This window comes from Algoriphagus aquimarinus (assembly GCF_900112005.1).
Lineage (GTDB): Bacteria > Bacteroidota > Bacteroidia > Cytophagales > Cyclobacteriaceae > Algoriphagus > Algoriphagus aquimarinus.
Map to the genome: position 1 here is coordinate 222314 of NZ_FOKK01000005.1, position 26939 is coordinate 249252.

The following is a 26939-nucleotide window of genomic DNA, read 5'->3' on the forward strand; positions in this document are numbered from 1 at the left end:
CAGTTTTTCCATAGATTGAAATTTTGGAAAAACTGGTTTTTTAGAAAATTTCGTTCAAAATCACCTTATCTACCAAATTAGGAATAGTCACTTTCAAACCTGGACTTCGATCCATTTCCCGCTGAATAGCTTCCAAAGAACCTGAGTTTCTAGCCCAAGCACGTCGAGCGATCCCATTATTCACATCGTAGAAAAGCATGGATTTCAGCTTTCGTTCAGCTTCTTTGCTTCCGTCAAGCAGCATTCCAAAACCTCCATTCATCACTTCTCCCCAGCCTACACCGCCTCCATTGTGGATAGAAACCCAAGTAGCACCTCGGAAACTGTCGCCAATTACATTGTGAATGGCCATGTCAGCTGTGAACTTACTACCATCGTAAATATTGCTGGTTTCCCGGAAAGGTGAATCCGTGCCGCTTACGTCATGATGATCTCGACCAAGGACGATTGGAGCAGTGATTTCTCCTGCTGAAATAGCATTGTTGAATGCTTGAGCAATCTTCGCCCTACCTTCTGCATCTGCATAGAGAATACGAGCTTGAGAACCCACTACAAGTTTGTTCTTTTCAGCTTCTTCGATCCAGGTGATGTTATCCTGCATTTGCTGCTGGATGGAAGCAGGGGAGTTCTGCATGATTTCTTTCAAAACCTGTGCAGCAATTTGATCTGATTTCCTCAAATCTTCTGCTTTCCCCGAAGTACAAACCCAGCGGAAAGGCCCAAATCCATAGTCAAAACACATTGGTCCCAAAATATCTTGCACGTATGATGGGTAGCGGAAGTCGATTCCGTTTTCTGCCATCACATCGGCTCCGGCTCGTGATGCTTCTAGCAAAAAAGCATTTCCATAATCGAAAAAGTAGGTGCCTTTTGCCACATGTTTATTGATGGACGCTGCATGACGACGAAGCGTCTCCTGCACTTTTGATTTGAACTTCTCAGGATTCCCAGCTATTAACTCATTGGATTCTTCAAAGGTAAGCCCAACGGGATAATAGCCTCCTGCCCAAGGATTGTGAAGTGAGGTCTGATCTGAACCTAATTCTATGAAAATATTTTCGGCATCAAAGCGCTCCCAAACATCGACGATATTGCCTATGTACGCGATAGAGACTATTTCTTCATTGCGTTTTGCAAGTTGAGTTCGGAGCACTAATTCATCCAAGTTTTCGATCAATTCATCGACCCAACCTTGCTCATGTCGCTTCCTGGCAGCAGCTGGATTTACTTCTGCGCAAATGGTAATACAACCTGCGATATTTCCTGCTTTTGGCTGAGCACCACTCATTCCACCAAGACCTGCGGTCAAAAATATTTTCCCTGCTGGCTTTTCTCCTGCTTTTAATTTCATGCGAAACGCATTCATTACCGTAATTGTCGTGCCATGAACAATCCCTTGCGGCCCGATATACATAAACGATCCAGCAGTCATCTGCCCATATTGTGTCACTCCAAGTGCATTGAACTTCTCCCAATCATCTGGTTTGGAATAATTTGGAATCATCATGCCGTTGGTGACTACCACACGCGGTGCTTCTGGGGAAGAAGGGAAAAGTCCCATTGGGTGACCAGAGTATATGTGAAGTGTTTGATTTTCTGTCATTTCAGACAAATACTTCATCACCAAAAGGTATTGTGCCCAGTTTTGGAAAACTGCACCGTTTCCACCGTACGTAATCAATTCTTCGGGATGCTGAGCAACTTCTGGATCCAAGTTATTTTGAATCATCAGCATGATAGCTGCTGCCTGCTGAGATTTTGCAGGGTAATTCTGAATTGGTCTCGCATACATCGCATATTCAGGCTGAAATCTATACATGTAGATTCTGCCAAATTCCTTGAGCTCCGCTAAAAAATCCTCTGCCAATTCCACATGCCATTCCTTCGGAAAATACCGCAGTGCATTCCGGAGAGCCAGTTTTTTCTCTTCAGTTATTAATATATCCTTTCGCTTTGGAGCATGACTCACAGTTGTACTTCTATGTTTTTTGGGAGGGAGCTGTGAAGGTATGCCTTGGGATATTTGATCTTGAAAAACCATGGGATTTACGATTTACGATTGGTGATTTACGAGGTTGGTGTGAACCTCGAGCGTTATTCTTTAAATCTTACTTCTTGGATCTTTATTCTAATGCCTTCAATCCTAAATCTTCAAGCCTCTTTTCCATACCTGCGCAGGTTTCAATTTACCTTGATGATAAAGGATCTCCCGAAAATCAGCTGTAGCATACATATTGAAATCTGCTAGTAATCCTTTTTTTAAAATCCCGCGATCTTCTAATCCTAATGCTGCTGCTGCTCGGAAAGTGAGTGCTGCTAAAACTTCAGCTGTGCTGAGTTTTTCGAAAGTCGCCAAAATTGAAGCCTGAGCCACCAAATCTCCCATTGGAGCAGAACCGGGGTTCCAGTCACTTCCAATTGCTAAAGAACCTCCCTGATCGAGGATTTTTCTAGCAGGAGTAAATGCACAGCCTAAGCCTATCGAAGCTCCCGGGAGTGCGACAGCAACTGTGTTTGATTTTGCTAAAAGCGCTATTTCTAAATCTGTTGAAGCTTCAAGATGATCCGCTGATTTGGCTACGAATTTCACCGCTACTTCAGATCCTCCCGTAGTAAATTGGTCTGCATGTACAGTAAGGTCAAAGCCTAAATCGCTTGCCTTTTGATAATAGCTTTCAATTTCCGCTGGTGAAAAAGCACTTTGCTCAATAAATGAATCGATCCGATTCGTGAGATTTTCTGACTTCAGAATAGGGAAAAGCTGCTCGCTGATTTGCTGAAGGTATTCTTCCTTGGAGCCTTCGAAATCTCGTGGTTTCATGTGAGCAGCAAGGCAAGTAGGGATCAAATCTGCTTTTGTTCGGGAATTGGCATCTTGGATAGCGCGAAGCATTTTGAGCTCTTCTGTAACATTCAGCCCATAGCCACTTTTCACTTCTATAGTCGTCACACCTTCGCTTAGATGTCGGTTTGCATTTGTAACGGTTCTTTCAGCAAGTTCGGCGTGACTGAGATTGCGCGTTTGAGTGACTGTATCCCAAATTCCACCACCGGCTTCTGCGATTTCCAAATAGGATTTTCCAGCATTTCGCATAGCGAAATCCTGTGCTCGGCTGCCTCCAAAACAAATATGCGTATGACAATCTATCCATCCTGGCAGTGCCACAAAGTCACCTTTCAGCTCAATGACCTCGGTGTTCTGAGATTCTGCTTTTGCTAGTAAATCAGTGAAAATACCAACTTCTAGAATCTTATCATCCTCAATTAGAAATCCCGCATTCTCAAGAATTTCTAATTGCTCATCCTTCAAAGCTCCTTTTAACGAAAGCTTGTCAAGTGTAAGCAATTGAGTTATTGGGCCGATTAGTTTTTTCATGAGGTTTATGTTTCAAACAGTTTCTCGTAGTTCCCGCAGATTGACGCTGATAAGGTCGCAGCTGAAGACGCAGAATATTTTAATTGAGGTAAGTGGTTATTTTTGACCTTACTTGTTTTAACAATCGAATAATTTACTCCACTCAGTTGCAAAAGGTAAGTTTTCCTCCTTTGCTACTTGATTTGCGATTTCGACCAACTCACCACTTTGGATCATCTCAATCGCTGCTTCCATATCCTCAGTCATCACTCGGTCATTTATTACAGGAGCAATACTCTTTCTTACGTGGGCATGAATCGCTGTCATTACCTTCCCAGATTTCAAAGGAGCGTGGAAATCCATCGCTTGTGCAGCATAAAATAGCTCTATTCCTAGAATTTTCTCCACATTCCCGATGACTTGCAAGGCCTTTCGCGCACCTATCGAGCCCATACTCACGTGATCTTCCTGACCAAGGGAAGTTGGAATGCTATCTGCAGAAGAAGGGAAGCAAAGCCCTTTATTCTCTGAAGCTAGAGCCGCAGTGGTGTATTGGGGGATCATTAAACCGGAATTCAAACCAGTTTCCTTCAAAAGCAATTTGGGCACTCCTGGAGTATCACCCTCTAGGGAAAGATAGATTCTTCGATCTGAAATATTACCCAATTCTGAAGCTGCGAGACAAGCGTAATCCAATGGCAACGCAATAGGCTGTCCGTGGAAGCTGCCTCCCGAAATCGTATGATCTTCGCTGAACACAACTGGATTGTCAGTCACCGAATTTATTTCAGTTTCAATGGCATCTTTGAGGTGCAGCCAAGCATTTCGCGAAGCGCCGTGAACCTGTGGCATACAGCGTAAAGAATAGGGGTCCTGAACTCGCGCGCAATTCAAATGCGAATTGATAATTTCGGATTCATGTAACAAATTCAGGATTGTCTGAGCAACGTGTTTATTTCCTACAAATGGCCTCAATTGATGCAATTCAGGAGAGAAAGGTTTGATCGAACCCATTAGGCCTTCGATCATCATGGCTCCGGTAATGTCTGCATGAACGAGTAAATTATGCAAGCGATCCACGACTTTCACACCATAAGCTGCCATGAATTGAGTGCCGTTGATCAGCGCTAAACCTTCTTTAGGGCCAAGGTGAAGCGCAGTGATTTCTAGCTTCGCAAAAAGTTCTGAAGTTTTTACAATGCTGCCTTCATAATGTACTTTTCCCAAACCCAATAAAGGCAGAAACAAATGCGAAAGTGGAGCCAAATCTCCAGACGCACCAACTGAACCTTGGATAGGAACGACGGGAATGACGTCGTTCTCCAACATCCAAATCATTCTCTCTAGTGTTTCGAGTTTTATTCCCGAAAATCCTTGAGCCAAAGCCTGAAGTTTCAGCACGAGCATCAGTTTGGATATTTCAACTGGAACGGGTTCTCCCAAGCCAACAGCATGACTCTTCAGGAGGTTTTCCTGAAGAGTCTGCGTATCAGCTGCTGAAATCTTGCTCGTGCAAAGTGGCCCGAAACCTGTGTTAATTCCATAAACAGCTTTTTCACCTTTGGCTATGTTAGCCACAGCAAGCGCAGATGCTTGAACTTTGTCACGAGTATCAGAGCTTAATTCTCCTTTGATCTCTTTTCTAGCGAGTTGCAAAGCAGTGCCCACCGTTAGTTGATCTTGGCCGTATTGGAATGTATTCATACTATTTGGGTCTCAATTCTAGGGTATTGACAAAGATACCGAGCATTAATGATAAGTTTTGATATCAATATTGTCATGATTTGATACCTTTAAGGCATCATGGAATTAAGACATTTGAGTTATTTCAAAGCAGTTGCAGAGGAGTTGAATTTCCGAAAGGCAGCTGAGCGCTTATTTATTTCCCAACCAGGTTTGAGTAGACAAATCAAACAATTGGAGGAAATGCTGGAGGTTAAACTCTTTGAGCGTGATCAAAAGCATGTGGAATTGACTGCAGCTGGAGCATTTTTCAAAAATGAAGTTGACTTCGTGTTGAACCATCTGGATCTTACCAAAAGCCAATTGAAATTAATCGCGGCGGGAAAAATAGGAGAATTGAGGATAGGTTTCTTGGGTTCGGCATCCAATCAGGTTTTACCGGATTTACTTGCTAAGTTGAATGCCGAGCAACCTTTGATCAGCACCAGTTTGGAAGAATTGAGCAATTCTGTTCAAGTGGAAATGATCGAAAAGGATAAGTTGGATTTGGGGTTTGTACGCTTGGCTTCCGTGCCAAGCGACCTAGAAATGAAGGTTGTTTTGCGGGATAGTTTCTCATTGGTAGTGTCCAAAAACCATCCGCTTCATGAACAAGCTTTTACTTCGGTAAACCAGTTTAAGGATGAATCTTTCGTCCTTTTTTCCTCTGATTATAGCAACCTCTATTATGAGCAAATCATTGGAATTTGTAGAGATGCAGGTTTTTCTCCCAATATCCGGCATAAGTCTGTGCATGCGCTGACGATCTTCAAATTGGTGGAAAATGGGATGGGGGTGGCGATAGTTCCGACTTCTTTAAAGCATGGCTATGAGCTGAACGTGCGATTTATGGAGATCCCGAATATTTTTCAGTTCACAGAACTTTCTGCCATCTGGAAAGCAGAGAATCGGAATCCTGCTTTGAAGCAGGTTTTGCCATTACTGTAGAAAAATGGAATTAGTGTTTTCCTAAGTAATAATTTTAGCAAATTCGACAATGCAGGGAGTTCAAAACAAGTAGAATGGGAAAGATTGAAAAAAGTGCTGACAGGCAGACAAAGTCTTTACTGCTTATTTATTTGATTGTCTTGGGTTGGATCATTTTGCTTAAGCTAGGTGTACAGTTTTCTTACATGGAGGAGAGAAAAATAAATCTGATCCCTTTTGCAAATGGCTACTATAGCATGATGGAAACCACTTTGAATGTGGTGATTTTTATTCCGCTTGGAATTTATGCGAGAATATTATTTAGAGATGGAGCTTTTGGCTTTAATCTACTTTTCTTTTTTCTGACAAGTTTGATGTTAGAAGGACTGCAGTTTGTATTCAAATTTGGGACATTTGATATCACAGATTTACTTACCAATACGACTGGTGGTATCATTGGCTACTTGCTATTTTGGGCACTGCAAAAATTTATTGGCAACCATCTAAAGGCGCAGAAGTACATTAATAGTATTGCAGCTATTGGCACCTTCCTTATTGTTTTGCTCCTCGTCCTTCTCAAACTGAATCTGTTGCCAATCAGTTATCAATGAGGGTGCAGAATATTACTAGATCATTCAAGGCGTTCCAGAGTTTACGGCTGAAAGACCTATAGATCCGGAGGTTTATTTTTCAAGGTGATTTAACCCAAAAACCTTAATTTGATCTCTAAATCCAAATGTCGGGTAAAAGTCGGGTCAAAACCGAGCCTATTTCGCCTTAAGTCACAATCCAATCAGAGAAATTGCCATGGTAAATCAAAATGTACACACAATGAAACAACCAGAACTAGGCAAGCGAATCTCTGAAATGAGAAGGGCAAAAGGATTGACTCAAGAGGAGTTGGTCGAACTATGCAACCTGAATGTGCGGACTATCCAGCGCATCGAAGCAGGGGAGGTGACTCCGAGAAGTTATACGATCAAGGCTTTGTTTGAGGCGTTGGGTGCAACGTGGCAAAATTCTGAACAGGAAGTAAATGAATCTAAGTCTAAACCAGTTTTGACTTGGTTATATGTTGGGTTTGGTTCGGGATTAATCTATTTCTTTTTGAGCTATTTTGAGATTAGTATGGAGATTGAATGGATGGAAGGAAGTTTCGGAAATCCTTTAAATTTTGGATTGGTGAAGGCAGGCGTCCTGATCACATTCTCTTTATTTATTTTTGGACTGATCAAAATGACTTCAGCTTTTCCAAACAAGATTCTACAGATAGCACTTTGGGTGATGCTGATTGCAAATGGAATCTGGTATTCAATTGACTTGATTTCTCTAGCGACTTCTATATTTAAAATGGAGGATTATTATTTCGTCAAGCTGGCCACTTTTGGCTTGGCTTACGGATTTATGGGAGCGGGCTTTCTTTGTTATAAAAATCTATGGTCAAACATCCCGCAGATCTTGGGAGCATTGGGGATTGTATCTGGGATATTGATCTTTTCTGTTGCTGGAGCACTATTCGGATTGATTCCGCTTACTTTATTTGAATTGGGTGAGCTTGGTCTATTGATTTGGGCTATCAACAAAATCGGGAGAACTTCTTCTCCCGATTCCACTTTCAGTTCTCAAGTGACAGCTTGATCGTTTTTAATAGGATAGAATCTCGATTTTGAATTAAAGACTAAGTTTATTTTTTGTTATTTTTAGCCATTAAGCCTAAGAGTCGCCTAAAAGTCGGTTTAAAGCCGAGGTAATTACGTCCCTGATTACAATTCAATCCTTGATATTGCCATGGTCAATCAAAGTATATACAAAATGAAACAACCTGAACTTGGTAAGAAAATCTATGAAAGAAGAAAGGCAAAAGGACTGACTCAGGAAGAGTTGGTGGAAAAGTGCAATCTAAATGTGCGTACCATACAGCGCATAGAAGCTGGGGAGGTGTCTCCCAGAAATCACTCCGTTAAAGCTTTATTTGAGGCTTTGGAAATAGACTGGGTAGAGGCAGGTAAAGCAGAGCATCAAGAAAAAATTGAGGAAGAAAAGTCTTCGGAAGTTAATTCCATTGTAAAGAAAGCTGTTCCAAATTTGATATTGCTTTACCTCGCTTTAGCCGCAGGAGTTATCAATTTGATTTTGCCATTTTTTGAAAGTGGTCTGGATGTAAACCCAATGAAAGTAGATGAAGTTAATGTCTCAACTTTCTGGTGGGTTAAAATCGGGGTAGCTCTTTTATCGACATTGTTTTTGGCTGGGATGATCAAAATGACTCATATTTTCCCAAATAGAATCTTGCGAAGAACACTTTGGGTGATGTTGATCATCAATGCAATTTTCGGTTCAGTCGAGCTTGCTTTAGGTACCGAGCTCAATTTAGTGATAGTGGGTTTTTATATTATTAGATCAATTGTTTTTGGCTCCTTCTTCGTGCTTATAGGAATAGGTTTTCTATCCTATAAAAATGTTTGGTCAAATTACACTCAGATCATTGGAGTACTGGGGATTTTGTCTGGAGTTCTAATCATGTCTGTGATAGGAGCTTATATTGTCTCGGTTCCATTCACCTTATTTAAGCTTAGCCAACTCGGTTTTTTGTTTTGGGCTATCAACAAAATCGGGAGAACTTCTTCTCCCGATTCCACTTTCAGTTCTCAAGTGACAGCTTAATTTTTTCTTTCACCGACTTCAAAATCTCAGCATTGTCTGGACTTGAAGTTTCGATTTCCAAGATTTTGGGATGAAGTGAATCTTTATAAAAGTCCTCTAGCGAAGCTTCTAATTCTTCCTGATTTACGACTTTCGAATAGAAAAATCCATACTCAGTTGCCAAATGCTGGGCTGTGAGTTTTTGCTTAGTCTCGAAATATTCTTCTAGCTCGGGTTGATTTTTTGGTCCATCAATTAGCCTGAATATTCCCCCTGCATGGTTGTTAAGCAAAATAATCCGAAGATTAGGAATGGCGTAATTATGCCAAAAAGCATTGCGATCATAGAAGAATGCCATGTCGCCCGTAATAAGCGTGACGGTATCCTTGGTTGTAAAGGTGCAACCGACAGCAGTGGAATTTGATCCATCGATACCTGAGGTTCCTCGGTTACAGCTTACTTCTTGGTCTCTTTTTCCCAGTAAATTCAAGTATCGCACTGCCATACTATTAGCCACATGGATTTTGGAAAGTAAAGGAGTTTTGCTCAGACAAAATGCCAAAGCAGAATATTCCCCGAATTCAGTTATTTCGAATACTTTACCCAGCGCAGCCTTTGCCTTTTGTTCCAGATCTACCCAGTTATTTTGAAAGTCTTGATTCTGTGGTTTAAGAGTTATTGCAAGCCAATTGAAAAATGAAGATGGGCTACTTGGTATTGTTCGAGATAATCGCTGAAAGGTGTCTTTTGCTTTCCCGTCTTCCTGCACATGCCAGTGTGACGCTTGAGTCTTTCGTAGGAATAGTTTCAGTGATTTTGAAATCACCGACTTCCCAAAGGAAATAATAAGTTCAGGTTCCAGTTCTTGACTCAGGGAGGAGTTTCCAAGCCAGTGATCGTGCAGCGAAATAGTCTGTTCGGATTGCAAATTGCTGATGGTATCAGTGATGATTACCACTTTTTTCTCTTTCGAAAGCTGATCTAAAACAGCCTGTAGTGCTGAGTTGGGATACTGCTGCCCTGCGACGATCAGAATCTTGCTAAAGGATTGGAGTCTATTAGAAAGCCTTTTCAAACTTTCCTCAGAAAGCTGAACTGAATAATGTTCCAGATTGAAAACTCTCGGATTCGCAGGGAATTTAATTTTTTCATCATGCTCAGGATAGAACGGCTCACGAAGTGGGATGTTAATATGAACCGGTCCAGCAGGAAATTGCTTAGCTAGGTTTATTGCTTCGTTTACAATACGTGAAGAATGCCAAAGCTGATCCGAATTGCTCGTGGAATCAGGCAATTGAAAGCTGCCTTTCACATGTTTTCCGTACACGCTTTGCTGGAAAATAGTTTGTCCGTCATATTGATCGATCCATTCCGCAGGTCTGTCTGCAGTTAAAATCAATAGAGGTATTTGTTGGAAAAATGCCTCAGCGACAGCTGGGTAGTAATTCAAAGCTGCAGATCCACTCGTGCAAGCCAAGGCCACAGGTTCCTCCAATTGCTGAGCCATACCCAAGGCTATGAAAGCAGCCGAACGCTCGTCAGAGATAGTTCTGGAGTGAATCTGTGGATGTCTAGCAAAAGCAAGCGTAAGTGGAGCACAACGTGAGCCAGGAGAAAGAATGGCGTTTTGGATGCCCTTTTTGGCGCAAATCGCCACTAAATCAACAACTGATTGAAGTATCAAGCGCTTGGATTTTGAATGAATTTACCGATGATTTCACACTTGAGTTCTGTTTCTTCCCACTCTTTTTCAGGGTCAGAATCCTCAGTCACTCCCGCACCCGCGTAAAGTGTTGCTTGGTTGTCATGAAGACTTGCAGTCCTTAAATTGACATAAATAGAAGTGCTTCCCTGGATATTCACAGGACCTAAAAATCCTGAGAAAAATGAACGGTCAAAGCCTTCATATTCCTGAAGAAAGTCATGTGCTTCGCGCCTAGGCATTCCACAAACTGCAGAGGTTGGATGAAGAAGACCGAGCATAATAGATCCAAGTTCTGGAAATCCAGTTTCATTCATGTTGATTCTGAAATCAGAACGTAAATGAAGAAGATTGCCAGCAAGAACTGTCTTTGGACCATGCTCCTCGTATTCTCGAAGGCGTATTTTTTTAAAGCAGGAAACGATATACCTACTAACTAATGCTTGTTCTTCTATTTCTTTTTGAGTCCAAGCTACCGACTTGAGCGGATTATCACCAGTTGCCTTTTGCGTACCAGCTAGAGACATGGTGTAAAAAATATCACCTTTGGTCTCAATCAAAGTCTCTGGTGAAGCGCCAATCCAAGTGCCCACGTGGGGCAAATGGAAGAAGTTGATAAAGGCATTTGGGTATGCCTCCATTAAACTCAAAAGAGTACAGCTCAAATTGAAACTTGAAGGAATAGAGATCGTCTTTGTCCGTGCAGGAACTACCTTCTCCAGTTTATCTTCTTGGATTGCTTTAATGCCTTCTTTGACTAACTGAGTAAAATGATCCTTCTCTTCACTTAGTTTAGAGTTTTGTACTTTGCTCACTAAAGTTTGATTAATCAATAATTCCCTGATTTCTTCTGGGGAAAGCTTATTCTGATTATTCAATTGAACTTTAGCCCACTCAGGAAGTTCATCGCTGTCCAGTGGTCTGTCAATCTCAAAGGAAAAGTACTTGTTAGCCTTGATAAAGTAGGCTTTTTTATCTGCTTGATCAGCAAAAGGATGAACGATAAACCCTGGATCAAGGCCTTCAATAGATAAACCAACTTTAACTGGTTCCGTTGTATCGTCTAAAACAATTTCTACGGTATTGGATTTTGGCTTTCGCCAGATGGCAAATGAACCGCCAGAAGTCAAACCTAGTTGAAGTAGGAGTTGAAGAATTTCTGTTTTAGTATGATTAGTAGCTACGTTGGTATGCATTACTTTTTGTCTAAAATCGCCATGGTGATTCTACTGATACAGCAAAGTTGACCTTGCTCATTCGTAATTTTTATTTCCCAGACCTGCGTGCTTTTACCAATATGTATTGGTGTGGTGACACCTGTGACAATGCCTGATTTTACACCTTTAAGGTGATTTGCATTGATTTCAAGGCCAACGCAAATTTGTTTTTCCAGGTCAATCGTAAGTGATGACGCCACGCTACCAAGTGTCTCAGCAAGCACAACATTTGCTCCTCCGTGTAACAAACCCATTGGCTGTTTTGTTCTCTCGTCTACAGGCATCGTTGCGGTAAGATGATTATCACCGATTTCTGTGAACAGAATTCCCAGATGTTCAGTCATTGTGTTTCTTCCGCTCTGGTTAATTTGATCCAATGAAGGCTTTTGGGAGAATACCATGAAGTTTAAAGTAAATGAGTTTTCTTTGGGGTGCAGACAAAAATAGATAATCTTGAATCGAAAAAAAATTTACTTAGTTAGGCACGGACAAACTGACTATAATCTCAAAGGAGTAGTGCAAGGAAGTGGGATCGATGCGCCGATCAACGCGAACGGGAGAAAGCAAGCTGATGCATTTTTTGAAGCTTACAAAAGCATTCCATTTGATCATTCGTATTATACTGGTCTTCAGCGTACTAAACAATCAATTCAGTCTTTTTTGGACTTAGGTATTCCTGCCGTTTCCACTACTGACCTTAATGAGATTTCTTGGGGAGATTACGAAGGATTGCCGATGTCACATGAAGAAAATCAATATTATCAGCATATGTTGGAGCAATGGAAACTGGGTAATCTAGATTATTGCATTGCGGGTGGGGAAAGCCCTAATATAGTAGCTAAGCGTATGCAGCGAGGTATAGATGCGATTATATCAGGACCTGGAAATACGATATTGGTTTGCATGCACGGACGAGCAATGCGCATTTTCTTGAGTTTGATTATGAAGCAAGATTTATGTCACATGGATATGTTTGAGCATAAAAATCTATGCCTATATCTACTCGAGCAAAAAGAAGATGGTGCTTTTGAATTGTTAAAAAGAAACGATACCGAGCATCTTAAGGAGCTGGGGTAGGGCGTTTATCGTTTTTCTTCTTTTGTTGATTTGCTTCAAAAGCGATTAAGTAGTTGTCCAAGAACTTTTTGTTGGCGGTCATATCCACTAATCGGAAGGCGATCTCCTGAAGTTTCATCTCTTCACCTTTTTCTAGTGAGACTAGAAATTGACCTAGAAAGCAAGCATCGAATTCGCATTCTGGGATGTTGATAATCATCGCAAGCTCAGAATTACCAGCATAAGATCTTACTTTGAAAGCAGAAGAAAATTGGGATTGGATGTCTTTCAATGAGGTATTAAGCGATTTTAATTCCTTTGATTTGAATAAGACCAAAAAAGTTTTGGATTCAGTCTCTCCTGCAAAAGCAGAAAGAGAGAGAAATAGGACTATAGTTAGAATTCCAAGACTTTTCATAGCTCTCAATATATAAAATTTAATACGTTGAAAGCAAAAAAGTTATAAAAAGAAACCCCGAACTGAAAGTCCGGGGTTTCTTTTTGTATATAAAATCGTATGATCTTCTATTCTTAAGCTTTGGTGGCTTTAGTAGCCTTAGTTGCTCTTTTTTTCTTTGGAGCTACTTCTTCTACTACCTCATCTTCAACTCCAGCGAGGATTCTACCGCAATGCTCACAAACGATCAATTTTTTCTTCTCACGAATATCAGCCTGTCTTTGTGGCGGAACTGTATTAAAGCATCCACCGCAAGCACCTCTTTTAACCATTACCACTGCTAGGCCATTTTTGGCGTTCGCTCTGATTTTAGTGTATGATTTCAGAAGACGTTCGTCAACTTTCTTATTGGCTTTTTCACGATCAGTGCTAAGTTTCGCTTCATCAGATTCGCTTTCAGAAACAATCGAAGTTAATTCGCTGTTTTTCTGATCCAAATCTTTTTGACGATCTTTTTTCACGGCACTTAATTCCTCCAAGTCCACTTTTTTGGTATCTATTCGATATCCAGCTTCAGTGATCTTTTTCTTCGCAACCTGAATCTCTAGATCCTGAAGTTCAAGCTCCTTGGTAATAGCATCGTATTCGCGGTTATTGCGAACATTCATCTGCTGCTCCTGGTACTTTTTGATCAGTTTCTCAGAGTCCTTGATGCTTTCTTTAAGCGCCTTTATTTCGTTATCAAAAGAATCTATTTCACTTTGAAATTTCTCCAATCGAGTTTCATAACCAGCAATTTCATCTTCTAAGTCCTGAACCTCTTCTGGAAGAGCTCCGCGAACCTTGATGATGGCGTCTAGTTTTGAATCTAAAAGTTGAAGGTTGTGAATAGCTTCGAGTTTCTGTGCTACTGTACTTTCCATGTACTATCGGTAGGATGAGGGATTTGTAACTACTTTTGTCAAATAGAGTGCAATATTAGGAAAATTTTGTGACAATAACTCTTGGAGTAATTCTTTTGTGAAAATTTCGCTCTCATAATGTCCGATGTCACAGAGAATTAATGCTCCGTCCGCATCAAAAAACTCATGGTATTTCACATCTGCAGTGACGAAAACGTCTGCACCGGCACGAATAGCGTCTCTGAGTAGGAAAATGCCTGCTCCACCGCAGACTGCGACTTTCGAGATTTTCCTAGAAATTACTTGCGTGTGCTTGATTACGTCGAGGTTCATTTTGGCTTTGAGGTAATCCAAAAACTCTTCGCCTTCCATTTCTTGAGTTAGCGTTCCTATCATTCCTGCACCAACTTCTTGATTTTCATTTTCAAGACTTTGCACATAGTAGGCCACCTCCTCGTAAGAATGCGCTTCACGCATTTTACGCAATACTTTTGGGAGTGCATGGTTAGAAACCAAAACCTCCACGCGGATCTCTTGTTCTTCTTGAGCTTTTCCGCGCTCTCCGATAGTTGGGTTAGCTTTTGCCGAAGGTGTATAGGTTCCTGTACCTTTTACCTGAAAAGAACAATCTGCGTATTCCCCGATCTTGCCTGCTCCCGCAGCATAAACTGCTTGAAGGACTTTATCTTTCTCCGGCTCAGGAACGTAAAAAACGAGTTTGCTTAGTACTTGACTTTTTGGCTTTAAGATTTTAGTGTCTAGAAGATCCAATCGATCTGAAATCCGCTTATTTACTCCGTGAGCTACATGGTCTAGATTAGTGTGAATGGCATAGATGGCAATGTCATTTTTGATCGCTTTGATGATCGTTCTCTCTACGTAATTCTTTCCCGTGAGGCTTTTCAATCCTTTGAAAACGATAGGGTGATGAGCCACGATCATATTGGCGCCCAGTTCTATAGCTTCTTCGACGGTAGATTCTATGCAGTCAAGTGAGCAAACAATTCCCGTCACTTCGGAATTGCTGTCTCCTGTGATCAAAGTAGCGTTGTCGTACGACTCCTGATAGGATGGAGGGGCGATTTGCTCCAAGTAGGAAATCACATCGCTAATCTTGTATCCCATAATTTTTCTGTTTATTTGATCAAAAATAGTAATTCTGGAATGCGCTGGTACGCTTTTTTACTTTATCCTTTTGCTTTATTGTATGATTTGGTCACCCTACTTCGAAATTGGTTTTTCGATTTGGGCTGGCTGAAAAGTATGTCATCTACGATACCAAGTATCCTAGTCGGAAATCTGAGTGTAGGAGGGACAGGGAAAACTCCCATGGTGGAATTTTTGATTCGGATGCTGCACAAAGAGTATCGTGTGGCCACGCTGAGTAGAGGATATGGTCGAAAAACCAAAGGATTTCTAGAAGCTGATCCACAGGTTTTCCCCGACCAGATAGGTGATGAGCCATTTCAGATTTATCAAAAATTTGGTCAAGAGATTTCTGTGTTTGTAGGAGAAGATCGGGTGAATGCACTAGAGAAGATAGCTCAAATGTCAGATGTACCAGAGCTAATTATCTTAGATGATGCCTTTCAGCATCGCTACGTGACCGCTGATTTGAATATTCTTTTGTCAACATACCAGAGTCCTTTTTTTTCTGATTTTCTTTTGCCCATGGGCCGACTCAGAGAAAATAGAGCTGGCGCAATAAGAGCTGATGTAGTGGTCATTACTAAATGCCCCGAAAATCTGAATACAGCCGAAAGATCTAGATTGGAAAGAGAGGTAGTTACTTACAGTAAAGCCAATACACCCGTGTTGTTTTCATCTATTTCTTATGGTATGCCAACCCCATTGGTTGATTCGTTTTCTTTTTCGTCTAAAATAATACTGCTTACAGGCCTCGCAAACGATCAACCGCTGATTGATTTTGTAAGTGAAAAATTTGAGCTAGTAGAGGTGATGAGTTATCCGGATCATCATGAGTATTCTGAGACTGATTTCGATAGAGTACGGAGTGCAATGAAGCAACATGCATCGCAGAATCCCGTTGTTGTTACGACCGAAAAAGATGCTGTGAAAGTTAAATCCAACGCGCCCAAAGGATTTCTGGAAGAAATTCCGATTTTTGTGCTTGCTATAGAAGTGAAGTTTTCACCAGCTGACGAGTTAACTTTGGCACTATTAATCAATCAAAAGGTCTTCAAAAAGGACAATATCTAAGTGAATAAACGGTTTCTCGGTTTCTTATTTTTCCTCACGATTGCGAGTGTCCAATTCGCATTTGCACAGCGTACTATTCCCAGAACTGGACAGAATACAAATCAGCAAGGAAATAGAGAGGTAACTGATCCAGATGAAGAGGAGGAAGGCATAGTGGGGAGAAGATCTCTATTAGATGATAGTACGAAGATGGTTTATGGGCCTAAAACCAGTTTGTATTTTTATGAGAAAGATATCAAACGAAACAACCTGATTCTTTATCCTCAGGATACTGCTCTGACCAATTTCCACAACTATGATCCAGTTGGTAAAAGCAATTGGAAATATCAGGATTTGGGAAATATAGGAAGTGCTACTAAGTCAATTTATTATGAAATACCTGATGTAATCGGGGCTAGATCTGGATTCTCCGCGTACGATTTGTATTATCATGCACCGGAGAATAACAAGTATTTCGATACCAAATCCCCATTCACTGAAATGTCAGCGTTCTTCGGTGGAGGACAACGAAACATGCTGGATTTGGCGTTTGCAAGGAATATTAATTCTCGATGGAATGTAGGGTTTGATTTGCATACGATAAGAGCGAGAAAGACATTGAATCCAGTGGCAAGGGATGATAATATGGTGTCACAAACTTCCTATTCCCTTCATACTAATTATCGCTCGGAAAATGGGAAGTATTGGTTTTTGGGCAACTTTTCCAGGATGCTCCACAAGGTCAACGAAATAGGAGGTATTATTCCTCCGGGGATTGATACCACTTCGGTCTATTTTACCTACGAAGATGCTAAAGTATGGCTGAGTAATACGCAAGCGAGTGATTTGAGACAAGAGTATAGGTTCTATCACGAGTATAGTGTCAGGGATGAGTTGCAGATCTATCATATTTTTGATCAAAAGAATAAGGACTTCACTTTAACTGCGGCCTTGACTGGAAGTGATTCCCTTTTCTATCCAAGTACTCGCCTCAATGCAACGTTGGAGAACACTCAGTCGGATACGACGAGGAACTATAGTGATTTCAAAGAGTGGGGCAATGAAGTCGGCTTTAAAGGCAGCTTCAAGGGATTCTATTATAATGCTCACGCAAAATTTAGGGCAGGCAGGATGAAAAGCACTTTTTATCCTGATAAAAATAACTTCAATGAGGTTTATTTGGGTGGAGAGTTGATAGGTAAGATTTCTGATAAATGGTCTATCAGTGCCGATGGGGAATATTTGATTCCTGGAGCATTCAAGTTACATGGATTGTTTATTTCTCCTTGGCTTGAGGTGGATTATACCAAGGCTGTTTATAAACCTACTTCCATGCAACAGATGTATTACGGGAATCACTACCAATGGGAAAATGATTTCGGTAATGTAGGAGTAGATCAGATTCGTGGAGTTTTAAAGTTGGATTTTGATAAAATCCAGCTTCGGCCTTCTGTGACAATTAATAGAGTAAATAACTACGTTTATTTCAATGAAGACCGTAAAGCTGAGCAAGCTAGTGGAGAAGCATTTATGTTGATTCCAGGGCTGAAAGCTAAAGTGCGTATCGGTCGGAAATTTCAGTGGGATACTGAGGTGATATACACTCAGATTTCTGGTGAAGCGAGCGATAAATTTAGAATTCCTAAATTCTACGGAAACACCAAGTTTTACTTCGATAGTCCAATGTTCAACGACAATGTCTATGTTCAACTTGGACTGGACATCCGTTATCATTCCGATTATTTTGCGGAAGCTTATTTCCCATCTACTCAGCAGTTTTACCTTCAGAATAGCTTCAATGTCTATGCTTATCCTGTAGCAGATGTTTTCCTTGATTTCCGTATTAATCGAACTCGTGTTTTGCTCAAATACAATCACCTCAATAGTGGTTTGATGAACAAGGAAGGATATTTTATAACTCCAGATTATACAGGCTACAAGTCATTTATTGATCTGGGAATCACCTGGTATTTATTTGATTAATGATGAGTTGGGAGGAAAGTACAAGACAGAAGATGTTGCATTTAAAGCTGCCAACCGACCCACGGTGGGCCAGTATAGCAGAGATGCAATTGGGGGATGTGTTGACCGATCATGCTTACTGCGAGCAAAAAGCAGCCTCGTCCTGTATTAGCATCATTGTGAGATTCAATGATAAAGAGGAGGTAGTGAATACGCTTACACCAATTGTTGCAGAAGAGTGGGGGCATTTTGAGCGGGTGCTTGAGCAGATGCGCAAGCGAGGCTTGAAGCTTGGATTTGTTAGAAGAGATGAATATGCCCTTCAACTTAAGAATTTTTCAAAGAAGGGCGGAAGCAGAATCCAGCAGCTGACAGAACAATTGTTGATGAATGCCTTGATTGAAGCAAGAAGTTGTGAGCGATTTAAGTTGCTCTCAACTCAATTGGAAGATCCAGAGCTACAAAAGTTTTACTATGAATTGATGGTTTCTGAGGCTGGACATTTCGTGACTTTTATAGAGCTGGCTAAAAAATATGAAGATCCTCAGGTAGTGAATGAGAGATGGCAGGAATGGCTTGATTTTGAAGCTGAAGTGATGAGGAACCTTGAAGTTCGAGGTGATAGAATTCATTAAGGGAATCTTAAATTTTCTTACTGAATAGTCATTTCCCCTGTAATTATTTATACTTGACTTATCTAGCCGCGATTGCGCAAGAAAGTCGTTCTAATATGAACACACTATGAATTTGATCGAAAATGTACGGGAAGCTGTCCGCTCCGTAAAAGTAAATTTACTGAGAACAATCCTGACGGGTGCCATCATTGCAATTGGTATCTCATCCCTTGTAGGTATGCTGACTGCCATAGATGGAATTAAAGCTCAAATAGCAGATAGCTTCTCGGGTTTGGGGGCAAACTCATTCGATATAAGAAATAAAGGATTTAGTGGCGGTAGAGCAATTCAGGATGGTAAGTCAGAGAAAACTTATCCTAAACTTACTTTTCGTGAAGTGATGAACTTCAAAGAGAAGTACAATAGTGTTGGGATTTCCACTGTCTACGTTTCCGTAACGGGGAATGCTGAGATCAAGCGAGGCTCTAAAACTACCAATCCAAATGTTCGTGTTCGTGGTGGTGATGATAACTATTTGAACATTAAAGCGATGAAGCTTGAGTCAGGTAGGAATTTCAGTAGTATGGAAATTCAAAATGGTTATAACGTTTGCATCATCGGGAAAGAACTTGGAACAACACTTTTTGAAGCAAGTGAAGATCCTTTAAATCAAAAAATCACTGTTTTAGGGAGACCATATACTATTGTAGGGATACTTGAAGAGCAAGGAGGAGTAGGTCAGGATTCTGGCGCGGACAGACAGATTTTGGTTCCAATTGAAAATGCCAGTCGTTTGGATAAAAGAGGTAATTTCAGTTATAGTATTACTGGAGTAGCCTCTGGTCCTGAGCGGATAGATTATGAAATGGGACAGGCCATAGGAATGATGAGAGAAATCCGTCAAGATCGAGTGGCACAAGACGATTCATTTGACTTGACCAAAAGTGAGTCTGTAGCAGAAAGTTTGGAGGAGGTAGCAGGATATCTTAGAATGGGAGGTTTTGGTATAGGGTTTATTACGCTGCTAGGAGCTTCCATTGGTTTGATGAACATTATGCTAGTTTCCGTAACTGAACGTACTAGAGAGATCGGCATCCGCAAGGCACTAGGAGCTACACCGCTTAGAATCAGGCAGCAGTTTCTTATGGAAGCCATTATGATCTGTATTATAGGTGGGGCTATGGGAGTGCTCTTGGGTATTTCCATTGGAAATATTATAGCACTTGTCATCGGAGTAGGCGGTTTCCTAATTCCTTGGCTTTGGATGATAATAGCCTTTGCGATTTGCATAGTAGTAGGCCTGATGTCTGGATATTTTCCAGCATACAAAGCATCCAAGTTAGACCCGATCGAATCCTTGAGATACGAGTAATTATAGAACTTTTGTAAAAATTGAAAAGCCAGAGATTCATGAATCTCTGGCTTTTTTGGTGTTCGAGGAGTTGGGAAATTGCATGCTAGCTGACTATAATAAGCTCCATCCCTTTGGATTAATTAGTCAATTTTTCCCAGGAAGAAGAACCCATTATTTCATCTCTTCCGGAGTAGATAGGGCGAATTGAATCTGTTGTGATCCACCATGATCGAGTTTTTGGTAGTTTCATTCCTGCGATTTCGATCAATCCATTAGTACGGATTTCTTCTGCTTTGGACTCAAAATTTTTGTTGAAAGCAAAGCCCACAAGATGATAATCTGCTTTCGAGAAATAGAAGTGCCATTTTTCCTTTTCAAAATCAACAGCTACTCTATAGGATGCTTCATCATGAAAAGTCATTGGTTCAACTGATTCTTGAATGATCCCTTCATCGTTTTGAAGGGTCATGGGTAAACCCAAGATAAAGTGGTAGAAATTCTTTGTCCAAGCAGTTTGCTCACATGATTTGTCACCCAATATTACCACACAGGTCGTGTCTGTAAAATCCACACGTTGTGCTAAAGTTTCGTTTGAGTAGGATACTCGCTTGTTTAGATTGTCTAGTCCGATGAGAAGGTTATAGAGAGCAGTTTCAGGATAGATAAAATCACTTTGGAGACTGAACCTTTCCAGCAAACTATTCCAATTGCTATTTGGGTCGTGGAATTCTATGCTCTTTTTCAAAACCTGCTTTCCAGAAGGATTTGTGCTGCATGCAGAAATAAGGAAGACTAGGTAAAGGTATTTTGTCATTTATAGCTGTTCGAGCACGGCTTAGATTTTTGCCTTAATTTTTCTCCAGCACCAACACAGTTCTATTCGGAACATATAGTTTGATGCACTGATGCTCATCTGTGAAATAGTGTACTTTACTATCTAATCTTTCAAACCCACTGAATTTATTTTCATCTGAGTTGAGAAGAATTTTGTACTCTCCAGCATCTTTGATATGAATTGGTAGCCCAAAAAATGATTCAGTAGGATGGAAGGAGAACACGAAAATCAATCCGCTTCTTTCGTATGCCAAAATCTTTTTATCAGGATCTAGTTGGAGTTGCACAGCAGGAGCAGAAGCCAAAAGTTGGTAGTCTGTTGCCAGTTTGATGATTGCTTTGTCCCAAGTATCCAGCTGTCCGTAGCGAAGTAAAGGATCATCGACTAGTGACCATTGCCTTCGAGCATATTGATGGCTCCAATCATTTCCTTCTCTAGGAAAATCCACCCAGTCAGGATGACCAAATTCATTTCCTATAAAATTCAAATAGCCTTCACCTCCCAGCGTGAGTGTGATCAATCTGATCAATTTATGCAGCGCAATCCCTCGGTCTACCACCAAATTTTGCTGAAGGAGAGACATGGAGAAATACATGTCTTCTTTCATCAGGCGAAATGCTAGTGTTTGATCACCTACTAAGGCTTGATCGTGACTTTCTGCATAACCTATAGACCTTTCAGCTTGAGGACGATTAGTTAATTGATGCCAAAGCTCGAACATGTCCCACTCTTCGTCTTGCTTATGTTTAAGGGTTTTAATCCAAAAATCAGGCACTCCCATCGCCATGCGGAAGTCAAACCCAATTCCGCCATCCGCTATCGGTCTGGCAAGGCCCGGCATCCCACTCATATCTTCTGCTATAGAAATATTCTGAGGATTGAGGTTATGAATTAATGTGTTTGCTAGCTGCAGGTATAGTACAGCATCTTCATCTACGTTTTCATCAAAATACAGATCGACTGAGTCAAAATCCATGAATAACCCATGATGATGATACATAATAGAAGTAACGCCATCGAAACGAAATCCATCAAAGTGGAATTCTTCCAACCAATAGCGAATATTTGAAAGCAAAAATTGCTGCACTTCTCGCTTGGCATAATCGAAAACTTTAGAGTCCCATGCTTCATGATATCCTTTATCTCCAGGATGGAAATATTGGTTTTCGCTGCCATCAAACTCATTTAGTCCTTCGTTTACATTTTTGATGGCATGAGAATGTACAATGTCCATTACCACTGCGATACCCATCTCATGCGCTTTATTGATCATGGACTTGAGCTCTTCTGGAGTGCCAAATCGTGAGGTTGGTGCAAAGAAATTAGAGACATGATAACCGAATGAGCCATAATATGGATGCTCCATTACAGCCATCATTTGGATGGTATTATATCCAGCAGCTTTGATTCTAGGAAGTGTTAGTTCTTCAAATTCTTGATAAGTGCCAACTCCCAGTTTCTCCTGAGACATCCCCACGTGGCACTCATAGATTAGAGGTTGCTTGAGGCTGTTCTTCGTGGTGAAAGAATGATCAGTCCATTTAAAACTCTCTGCAAACCAAAGTTGCCCAGCGACATCATGTGTTATTTCGTCCTGAATTACTCGTCTGATATAAGCCGGGATTCTGTCCAAAGCGCCGTTTTCGGCGATAACGTGGACTTTCACCTTACTGCCATGGGTGAAACTGTCTTTGTATTGTTCAAAAGGCAAGAAAATCTCCCAGTCGCCACGACCACTTTTTTTCATGGGATGTGCGCTTCGGTCCCAGTCGTTGAAATCACCAAAAAAATAGAGTTGTGTGGCCGCTGGTGCCCATTCCCTATATACCCAGCCTTTTCTCCATGCTTCGTAGTGTACCCCGTAAAAATTGTGGACGGAGGCATATTCGAGAATGTTTCCACTGAAATCATCGATTTCTCGAATTGCTTCCTGATACCGATCAAACCTACGTTGAATTTGTGGTTCGTATTGGGCAAGCCAAGTTTCTTCTCGAATTAAAGCGATTTTTTGTGAATTTTCCACCTATTGTTTTTTTAGCTGATTTGAATTTAGAAAAATCTGAGTACCCGCAATCATGCATGTTAAATTTATTCAGGCTAATCCTGTGCATATACTAAAGTCCATAGCGCCTTAAATTGAGCATCGAATCAAATTCCCACCTGTTGTCTGCAAGATGTCGAATAAGCACTTATAAAGTTTAGTAGGTAATTAGCATTCTTAGACTTTTGAAGATTTAGTCTTTTGACTCCAAAAACAAACAGCCCGAAGAAGTATCTCTCCGGGCTGTTTGTAGTTTACTATATAGTAGTGTTTTAGTGCTTTTCGAACACAAATTCTGGCTCCAGCACTTCTACATTTCCTTTGTCATTGATCTGATCTAGGGTGACTTGTTTCAATTCATTGATCAGCATTGGATCATACTTGGCAGCTACACGGATGTAGTTTTCAGTAAAGCCATGGATTTTACCATCCTCTACATCTTCCTCGAAGAGGACAGTAAAGGTTTGGCCGAGATTCTCTGTGTAGAATTTTCTTCTCTTTTTCTCCGAAAGAATACGAAGCATTTTGGAGCGTTCGTTTCTCTTTTTCATTGGAACGACCTCATCCATTTCTGCTGCTCGGGTATTTGCTCGCTCTGAATAGGTAAATACGTGTAGATACGAAATGTCAAGTTCATTCAAGAAATTATAGGTTTCGAGGAAAAGCTCATCCGTCTCACCTGGGAATCCGACGATCACATCTACTCCTATACATGCATGAGGCATGAGTGTTTTGATCTTGGTGACACGGTCCACATAAAGTTCGCGAAGGTATCTTCTGCCCATTTTTCTCAAAATGGTGTTGGAACCTGATTGCAGCGGTACGTGAAAATGCGGAACAAAGCGTTTGGATTGGGCTGCAAAGCTGATGATCTCGTTGGTTAGCAAGTTCGGCTCGATAGAAGATATTCTCAGTCGATTGATGCCTTCTACTTCGTCTAAAGCATATACTAAGTCTGCGAATCTTTCATTTCTCTTACCATCAACAATACCGAAGTCGCCGATATTTACACCAGTAAGAACGATTTCTTTCACGCCAGTAGCGGCAATCTCGTGGGCGGATTGTACTACACTTTCTATAGTATTACTTCTGCTTTTACCTCTGGCAAGTGGAATAGTACAAAATGCGCAACCGTAATTACATCCATCCTGAACTTTCAGAAAAGTACGTGTACGGTCATTAATAGAATAGGCGTTATTAAATACCGTAGCTTCCTGAATCTCCGAGGCCAAGACTTTTGTTTCCTGAGCTTTTGCAAAATCATCCAAAAGCTCAATTAGACGGAATTTCTCTGCAGCACCAAGTACGGCATCTACTCCTTCGATTTCGGAAATCTCCTGTGGCTTCAACTGAGCATAGCATCCAATAATGGTGACGTATGAATTAGGGGATATTTTTTTAGCCTCCTTTACAATCTTCTTACACTTCTTATCTGCATTCTTGGTTACTGAGCAGGTGTTGATGATGAAAATGTCGGGGTTTTCCTGAAAATCGACTTTCAGATAGCCTTTTTCTTCAAACTGGCGACTGATAGTGGAGGTTTCGGAGAAATTTAGCTTACATCCTAGTGTATAAAAGGCTACTTTTTTCACAATTACGCTTCTGACAATGAGATTGCAAAGGTAATTAATCTTCGCATGTTTTCAATTTCCCAATTTTCCTTCGGTATTCACCTCATTTTTCTGAGAATGGTCCGTTTTTACGATGAATTATTGAAAAAAGTGTAATTTTTTAGAAAATTGAGGTCAAAAATGACTCAAAAGCATTTTCGAATACATATTTTTCTATTTTTGTGAGTATAAATTTAAACCACATATTGTAGAAATGGCAACACTTAGACAACAAGCCCTAGCAATGGTGCAGACGAGACAGCGAGTAACTGTCACCGCACCATCCAACAAAATCTCAGACTTTTTTGGTGTAAACACTTTTGGGACAGCTCAAATGAGAGTGTCTTTGGCTCCTTCAGCTTACAAAAGAGTGATGGAAGCTATTGATAAAGGAAGCAAGATTGACAGTTCAACTGCAGAAGAAGTAGCTTCCGCTGTAAAAACTTGGGCTTTGTCCAAAGGAGTTACACATTATACTCACTGGTTTCAGCCACTCACTGGATCTACTGCCGAGAAGCATGATTCATTTTTCGATGCCTTCAGTGGTTTAGAGAAATTCAAAGGAAGTGCACTTGTACAGCAAGAACCAGATGCATCTTCTTTCCCTAATGGTGGTATCCGCTCAACATTTGAGGCTAGAGGATATACTGCGTGGGATCCGACATCTCCGATATTTATATTTGAAAATACCCTTTGTATCCCAACTATATTTGTGTCTTACACTGGTGAGGCGTTGGATTACAAGACTCCTTTGTTGAAATCTGTCGAAGCAATCAACGATGCAGCTGTAGCTATCTGCCAATTGTTTGACAGAAATGTTAGAAAAATCACTCCTTCTCTAGGTATAGAGCAAGAATATTTTGTGATCGACAAAGCACTTTTCACAGCAAGACCAGATTTGGTTATGGGTGGAAGAACTGTTTTTGGACACAGCCCTGCTAGAGGTCAGCAATTGGATGATCACTATTTTGGAACAATCCCTACAAGAGTAAAGGATTTCATGGTTGACTTCGAAAACGAAGCACTTCAATTGGGAATTCCTGTAATGACAAGACATAATGAAGTAGCTCCTGGTCAATTTGAAGTAGCTCCTTTGTTCGAAGAAATAAACAAAGCAACGGATCACAATCAATTGTTGATGGACGTGATGGATAAAGTTGCCGAAAGACATGACTTGAAAGTACTTCTTCATGAGAAGCCATTTGCAGGTGTTAACGGTAGTGGAAAACATAACAACTGGTCGTTGATTACTGACACAGGAGTTAACTTATTCCAGCCAAGCAATTCTGCAAGAGAAAACCTTCAATTCCTTACTTTCTTAGTAGCAACTGTAAAAGCTGTTTATGATAATGCAGATCTATTGAGAGCTAGTATTGCCTCTGCGGGCAATGATCACCGTCTTGGTGCTAACGAAGCTCCTCCTGCTATTATCTCTGTATTCTTAGGTGCTACGCTTACTGAGGTTCTGAATGAGCTTGAGAAAAATGGTAACATCAAAATCGAGAAAGGTGATAACATGTATATGAAATTGGGTATCTCTAAGATTCCTGAAATCATCCTTGACAATACTGATAGAAATAGAACTTCTCCTTTTGCCTTCACAGGTAACAAATTTGAGTTCCGTGCAGTAGGTTCTCAGGCGAATGTGGCTGGGCCAATGACGGTATTGAATGTAATTGTTGCAGATGTTTTAGTTGAAATGGCTAAGGACATCGAGAAAGAAATGACTGCAGGTAAGGAGAAGAAGATTGCAATTGTAAATGTATTGAGAAAGTACATCAAGGATAGCAAGAAAGTAAGATTCGAAGGTGATGGCTATTCTGATGAGTGGGCTGCAGAAGCTGAGAAAAGAGGCTTGTCAAACTTGAAGTCTACTCCATCGGCATTGGACGTTTATTCTACTAAAGCTACAAAAGAGCTTTTTGAAAGACATAATGTAATGAATGGGATTGAAGTTCATGCACGTCACGAAATCATGCTTGAGAGCTTCATGAAGAAGATTCAGATCGAAGGTCGTGTGATGGGAGATTTGGCATTGAACCATATTATTCCAACTGCTATTCTTTACCAAAACAAAATCATCCAAAATGCGAATGGCTTGAAAGGTCTAGGTTTGGATAATACTGCTGCAGTAGAGACGATCAAAGAAGTGTCTAAGCATATTGAATCTTTGAAATCTAACATCACTGCGATGGTAGAAGCACGTAAGAAACTCAACAAAGAGGAAGATATTGTGAAAATGGCGAAAGGCTACCAGACTGATGTCAAAGAAGCTTACTTCGACAAAATCCGTTATGCAGTTGATAAATTGGAGCTTTTGGTAGACGATGAATCGTGGCCATTAGTGAAATACAGAGAAATGCTTTTCCTTAGATAGGAATTTCTAACTCATATTATTGAAAG

At 40.7% G+C, this 26939-nt stretch carries 22 protein-coding genes; 10 read left to right on the forward strand and 12 right to left on the reverse strand.

Translation table 11 applies throughout. The annotated features are described in order from the left end of the window. Nucleotides 1-40 precede the first annotated feature (40 nt). The 3 genes from BM291_RS08610 to hutH all read right to left on the reverse strand — a co-directional run bounded on the left by BM291_RS08610 (nucleotide 41) and on the right by hutH (nucleotide 5059). On the reverse strand, nucleotides 41-2041 hold the full coding sequence (locus BM291_RS08610; protein ID WP_175499668.1) for a urocanate hydratase: 2001 nt from the start codon (nucleotides 2039-2041) through the stop codon (nucleotides 41-43). 102 nt (nucleotides 2042-2143) lie between these two features. Then, nucleotides 2144-3376, reverse strand: a complete 1233-nt coding sequence (hutI, locus tag BM291_RS08615; RefSeq protein ID WP_092896308.1) for an imidazolonepropionase — start codon at nucleotides 3374-3376, stop codon at nucleotides 2144-2146. A 117-nt stretch (nucleotides 3377-3493) separates the two neighbouring features. Then, nucleotides 3494-5059: a histidine ammonia-lyase gene (gene hutH / locus BM291_RS08620; RefSeq protein ID WP_092896310.1), complete on the reverse strand. Its 1566-nt coding sequence runs from the start codon at nucleotides 5057-5059 to the stop codon at nucleotides 3494-3496. Between the two features lie 99 nt (nucleotides 5060-5158). Here hutH and BM291_RS08625 point away from each other — a divergent pair, with 99 nt between their 5' ends. The 4 genes from BM291_RS08625 (at nucleotide 5159) to BM291_RS08640 (ending at nucleotide 8668) form a co-directional block, all read left to right on the forward strand. Beyond that, a complete protein-coding gene (locus BM291_RS08625; protein ID WP_092896312.1) occupies nucleotides 5159-6025 on the forward strand; it encodes a LysR family transcriptional regulator in 867 nt (288 codons plus the stop codon). A gap of 74 nt (nucleotides 6026-6099) precedes the next feature. Beyond that, complete coding sequence (locus BM291_RS08630) at nucleotides 6100-6615, forward strand: VanZ family protein (RefSeq protein ID WP_092896314.1); 516 nt, start codon at nucleotides 6100-6102, stop codon at nucleotides 6613-6615. A 220-nt stretch (nucleotides 6616-6835) separates the two neighbouring features. Then, nucleotides 6836-7642: a helix-turn-helix domain-containing protein gene (locus BM291_RS08635; RefSeq protein ID WP_092896533.1), complete on the forward strand. Its 807-nt coding sequence runs from the start codon at nucleotides 6836-6838 to the stop codon at nucleotides 7640-7642. A 174-nt stretch (nucleotides 7643-7816) separates the two neighbouring features. Next, nucleotides 7817-8668, forward strand: coding sequence for a helix-turn-helix domain-containing protein (locus BM291_RS08640; protein ID WP_175499669.1), 852 nt, complete (start codon nucleotides 7817-7819; stop codon nucleotides 8666-8668). Here BM291_RS08640 and menD read toward each other — a convergent pair. From menD to BM291_RS08655, 3 genes are read right to left on the reverse strand one after another with little or no spacing between them, the layout of a single operon-like run. After that, nucleotides 8646-10331 carry a 2-succinyl-5-enolpyruvyl-6-hydroxy-3-cyclohexene-1-carboxylic-acid synthase gene (gene menD / locus BM291_RS08645; RefSeq protein ID WP_092896318.1) on the reverse strand — a complete coding sequence of 562 codons (1686 nt, stop codon included), beginning with the start codon at nucleotides 10329-10331 and terminating at the stop codon, nucleotides 8646-8648. The two genes, BM291_RS08640 and menD, sit on opposite strands and share 23 nt — an antisense overlap. Continuing rightward, nucleotides 10328-11545: a chorismate-binding protein gene (locus BM291_RS08650; protein WP_092896320.1), complete on the reverse strand. Its 1218-nt coding sequence runs from the start codon at nucleotides 11543-11545 to the stop codon at nucleotides 10328-10330. The genes menD and BM291_RS08650 overlap by 4 nt, the downstream gene beginning before the upstream one ends. Then, complete coding sequence (locus BM291_RS08655; protein WP_092896322.1) at nucleotides 11545-11967, reverse strand: hotdog fold thioesterase; 423 nt, start codon at nucleotides 11965-11967, stop codon at nucleotides 11545-11547. The genes BM291_RS08650 and BM291_RS08655 overlap by 1 nt, the downstream gene beginning before the upstream one ends. Nucleotides 11968-12019: 52 nt before the next feature. Here BM291_RS08655 and BM291_RS08660 point away from each other — a divergent pair, with 52 nt between their 5' ends. Then, the gene (locus BM291_RS08660; RefSeq protein WP_092896324.1) at nucleotides 12020-12643 is read left to right on the forward strand and encodes a histidine phosphatase family protein; all 624 of its coding nucleotides are present in this window, start codon (nucleotides 12020-12022) and stop codon (nucleotides 12641-12643) included. On the opposite strand, the gene BM291_RS08665 is transcribed toward BM291_RS08660, so the two are convergent. The 3 genes from BM291_RS08665 to BM291_RS08675 form a co-directional block, all read right to left on the reverse strand. Then, nucleotides 12627-13040 carry a hypothetical protein gene (locus BM291_RS08665; protein ID WP_092896326.1) on the reverse strand — a complete coding sequence of 138 codons (414 nt, stop codon included), beginning with the start codon at nucleotides 13038-13040 and terminating at the stop codon, nucleotides 12627-12629. The two genes, BM291_RS08660 and BM291_RS08665, sit on opposite strands and share 17 nt — an antisense overlap. A 113-nt stretch (nucleotides 13041-13153) precedes the next feature. Next, entirely contained in the window at nucleotides 13154-13942 is a 789-nt protein-coding gene (locus tag BM291_RS08670) for a zinc ribbon domain-containing protein (protein WP_092896328.1), read from the reverse strand. A 3-nt stretch (nucleotides 13943-13945) separates the two neighbouring features. Next, nucleotides 13946-15046: a Nif3-like dinuclear metal center hexameric protein gene (locus BM291_RS08675; protein WP_092896330.1), complete on the reverse strand. Its 1101-nt coding sequence runs from the start codon at nucleotides 15044-15046 to the stop codon at nucleotides 13946-13948. A 39-nt stretch (nucleotides 15047-15085) separates the two neighbouring features. Here BM291_RS08675 and lpxK point away from each other — a divergent pair, with 39 nt between their 5' ends. The 4 genes from lpxK to BM291_RS08695 all read left to right on the forward strand — a co-directional run bounded on the left by lpxK (nucleotide 15086) and on the right by BM291_RS08695 (nucleotide 20068). Then, entirely contained in the window at nucleotides 15086-16141 is a 1056-nt protein-coding gene (gene lpxK, locus BM291_RS08680; protein WP_092896332.1) for a tetraacyldisaccharide 4'-kinase, read from the forward strand. Further along, a complete protein-coding gene (locus BM291_RS08685; RefSeq protein ID WP_245786811.1) occupies nucleotides 16142-18103 on the forward strand; it encodes a putative porin in 1962 nt (653 codons plus the stop codon). Between the two features lie 2 nt (nucleotides 18104-18105). Beyond that, on the forward strand, nucleotides 18106-18717 hold the full coding sequence (miaE, locus tag BM291_RS08690) for a MiaE family protein (protein WP_175499671.1): 612 nt from the start codon (nucleotides 18106-18108) through the stop codon (nucleotides 18715-18717). 106 nt (nucleotides 18718-18823) lie between these two features. Beyond that, entirely contained in the window at nucleotides 18824-20068 is a 1245-nt protein-coding gene (locus BM291_RS08695; protein WP_092896334.1) for an ABC transporter permease, read from the forward strand. Between the two features lie 118 nt (nucleotides 20069-20186). On the opposite strand, the gene BM291_RS08700 is transcribed toward BM291_RS08695, so the two are convergent. The 3 genes from BM291_RS08700 to mtaB all read right to left on the reverse strand — a co-directional run bounded on the left by BM291_RS08700 (nucleotide 20187) and on the right by mtaB (nucleotide 24518). Further along, nucleotides 20187-20864 carry a DUF6503 family protein gene (locus tag BM291_RS08700; protein WP_092896336.1) on the reverse strand — a complete coding sequence of 226 codons (678 nt, stop codon included), beginning with the start codon at nucleotides 20862-20864 and terminating at the stop codon, nucleotides 20187-20189. Between the two features lie 34 nt (nucleotides 20865-20898). Continuing rightward, nucleotides 20899-22908: an alpha amylase C-terminal domain-containing protein gene (locus BM291_RS08705; protein ID WP_092896338.1), complete on the reverse strand. Its 2010-nt coding sequence runs from the start codon at nucleotides 22906-22908 to the stop codon at nucleotides 20899-20901. A gap of 290 nt (nucleotides 22909-23198) precedes the next feature. Beyond that, the gene (gene mtaB, locus BM291_RS08710) at nucleotides 23199-24518 is read right to left on the reverse strand and encodes a tRNA (N(6)-L-threonylcarbamoyladenosine(37)-C(2))-methylthiotransferase MtaB (protein WP_092896340.1); all 1320 of its coding nucleotides are present in this window, start codon (nucleotides 24516-24518) and stop codon (nucleotides 23199-23201) included. A 232-nt stretch (nucleotides 24519-24750) separates the two neighbouring features. On the opposite strand from mtaB, the gene BM291_RS08715 reads away from it, so the two are divergent. Continuing rightward, a complete protein-coding gene (locus BM291_RS08715) occupies nucleotides 24751-26913 on the forward strand; it encodes a glutamine synthetase III family protein (protein ID WP_092896342.1) in 2163 nt (720 codons plus the stop codon). Nucleotides 26914-26939 lie beyond the last annotated feature (26 nt).

Bases quoted from the DNA above. Each gene is read 5' to 3' on its own strand.
- BM291_RS08610 (WP_175499668.1), bottom strand. From the start codon at position 2,041: ATGGTTTTTCAAGATCAAATATCCCAAGGCATACCTTCACAGCTCCCT.
- hutI (WP_092896308.1), bottom strand. From the start codon at position 3,376: ATGAAAAAACTAATCGGCCCAATAACTCAATTGCTTACACTTGACAAG.
- hutH (WP_092896310.1), bottom strand. From the start codon at position 5,059: ATGAATACATTCCAATACGGCCAAGATCAACTAACGGTGGGCACTGCT.
- BM291_RS08625 (WP_092896312.1), top strand. From the start codon at position 5,159: ATGGAATTAAGACATTTGAGTTATTTCAAAGCAGTTGCAGAGGAGTTG.
- BM291_RS08630 (WP_092896314.1), top strand. From the start codon at position 6,100: ATGGGAAAGATTGAAAAAAGTGCTGACAGGCAGACAAAGTCTTTACTG.
- BM291_RS08635 (WP_092896533.1), top strand. From the start codon at position 6,836: ATGAAACAACCAGAACTAGGCAAGCGAATCTCTGAAATGAGAAGGGCA.
- BM291_RS08640 (WP_175499669.1), top strand. From the start codon at position 7,817: ATGAAACAACCTGAACTTGGTAAGAAAATCTATGAAAGAAGAAAGGCA.
- BM291_RS08650 (WP_092896320.1), bottom strand. From the start codon at position 11,545: ATGCATACCAACGTAGCTACTAATCATACTAAAACAGAAATTCTTCAA.
- BM291_RS08655 (WP_092896322.1), bottom strand. From the start codon at position 11,967: ATGGTATTCTCCCAAAAGCCTTCATTGGATCAAATTAACCAGAGCGGA.
- BM291_RS08665 (WP_092896326.1), bottom strand. From the start codon at position 13,040: ATGAAAAGTCTTGGAATTCTAACTATAGTCCTATTTCTCTCTCTTTCT.
- BM291_RS08670 (WP_092896328.1), bottom strand. From the start codon at position 13,942: ATGGAAAGTACAGTAGCACAGAAACTCGAAGCTATTCACAACCTTCAA.
- BM291_RS08675 (WP_092896330.1), bottom strand. From the start codon at position 15,046: ATGGGATACAAGATTAGCGATGTGATTTCCTACTTGGAGCAAATCGCC.
- lpxK (WP_092896332.1), top strand. From the start codon at position 15,086: ATGCGCTGGTACGCTTTTTTACTTTATCCTTTTGCTTTATTGTATGAT.
- miaE (WP_175499671.1), top strand. From the start codon at position 18,106: ATGAGTTGGGAGGAAAGTACAAGACAGAAGATGTTGCATTTAAAGCTG.
- BM291_RS08695 (WP_092896334.1), top strand. From the start codon at position 18,824: ATGAATTTGATCGAAAATGTACGGGAAGCTGTCCGCTCCGTAAAAGTA.
- BM291_RS08700 (WP_092896336.1), bottom strand. From the start codon at position 20,864: ATGACAAAATACCTTTACCTAGTCTTCCTTATTTCTGCATGCAGCACA.
- BM291_RS08715 (WP_092896342.1), top strand. From the start codon at position 24,751: ATGGCAACACTTAGACAACAAGCCCTAGCAATGGTGCAGACGAGACAG.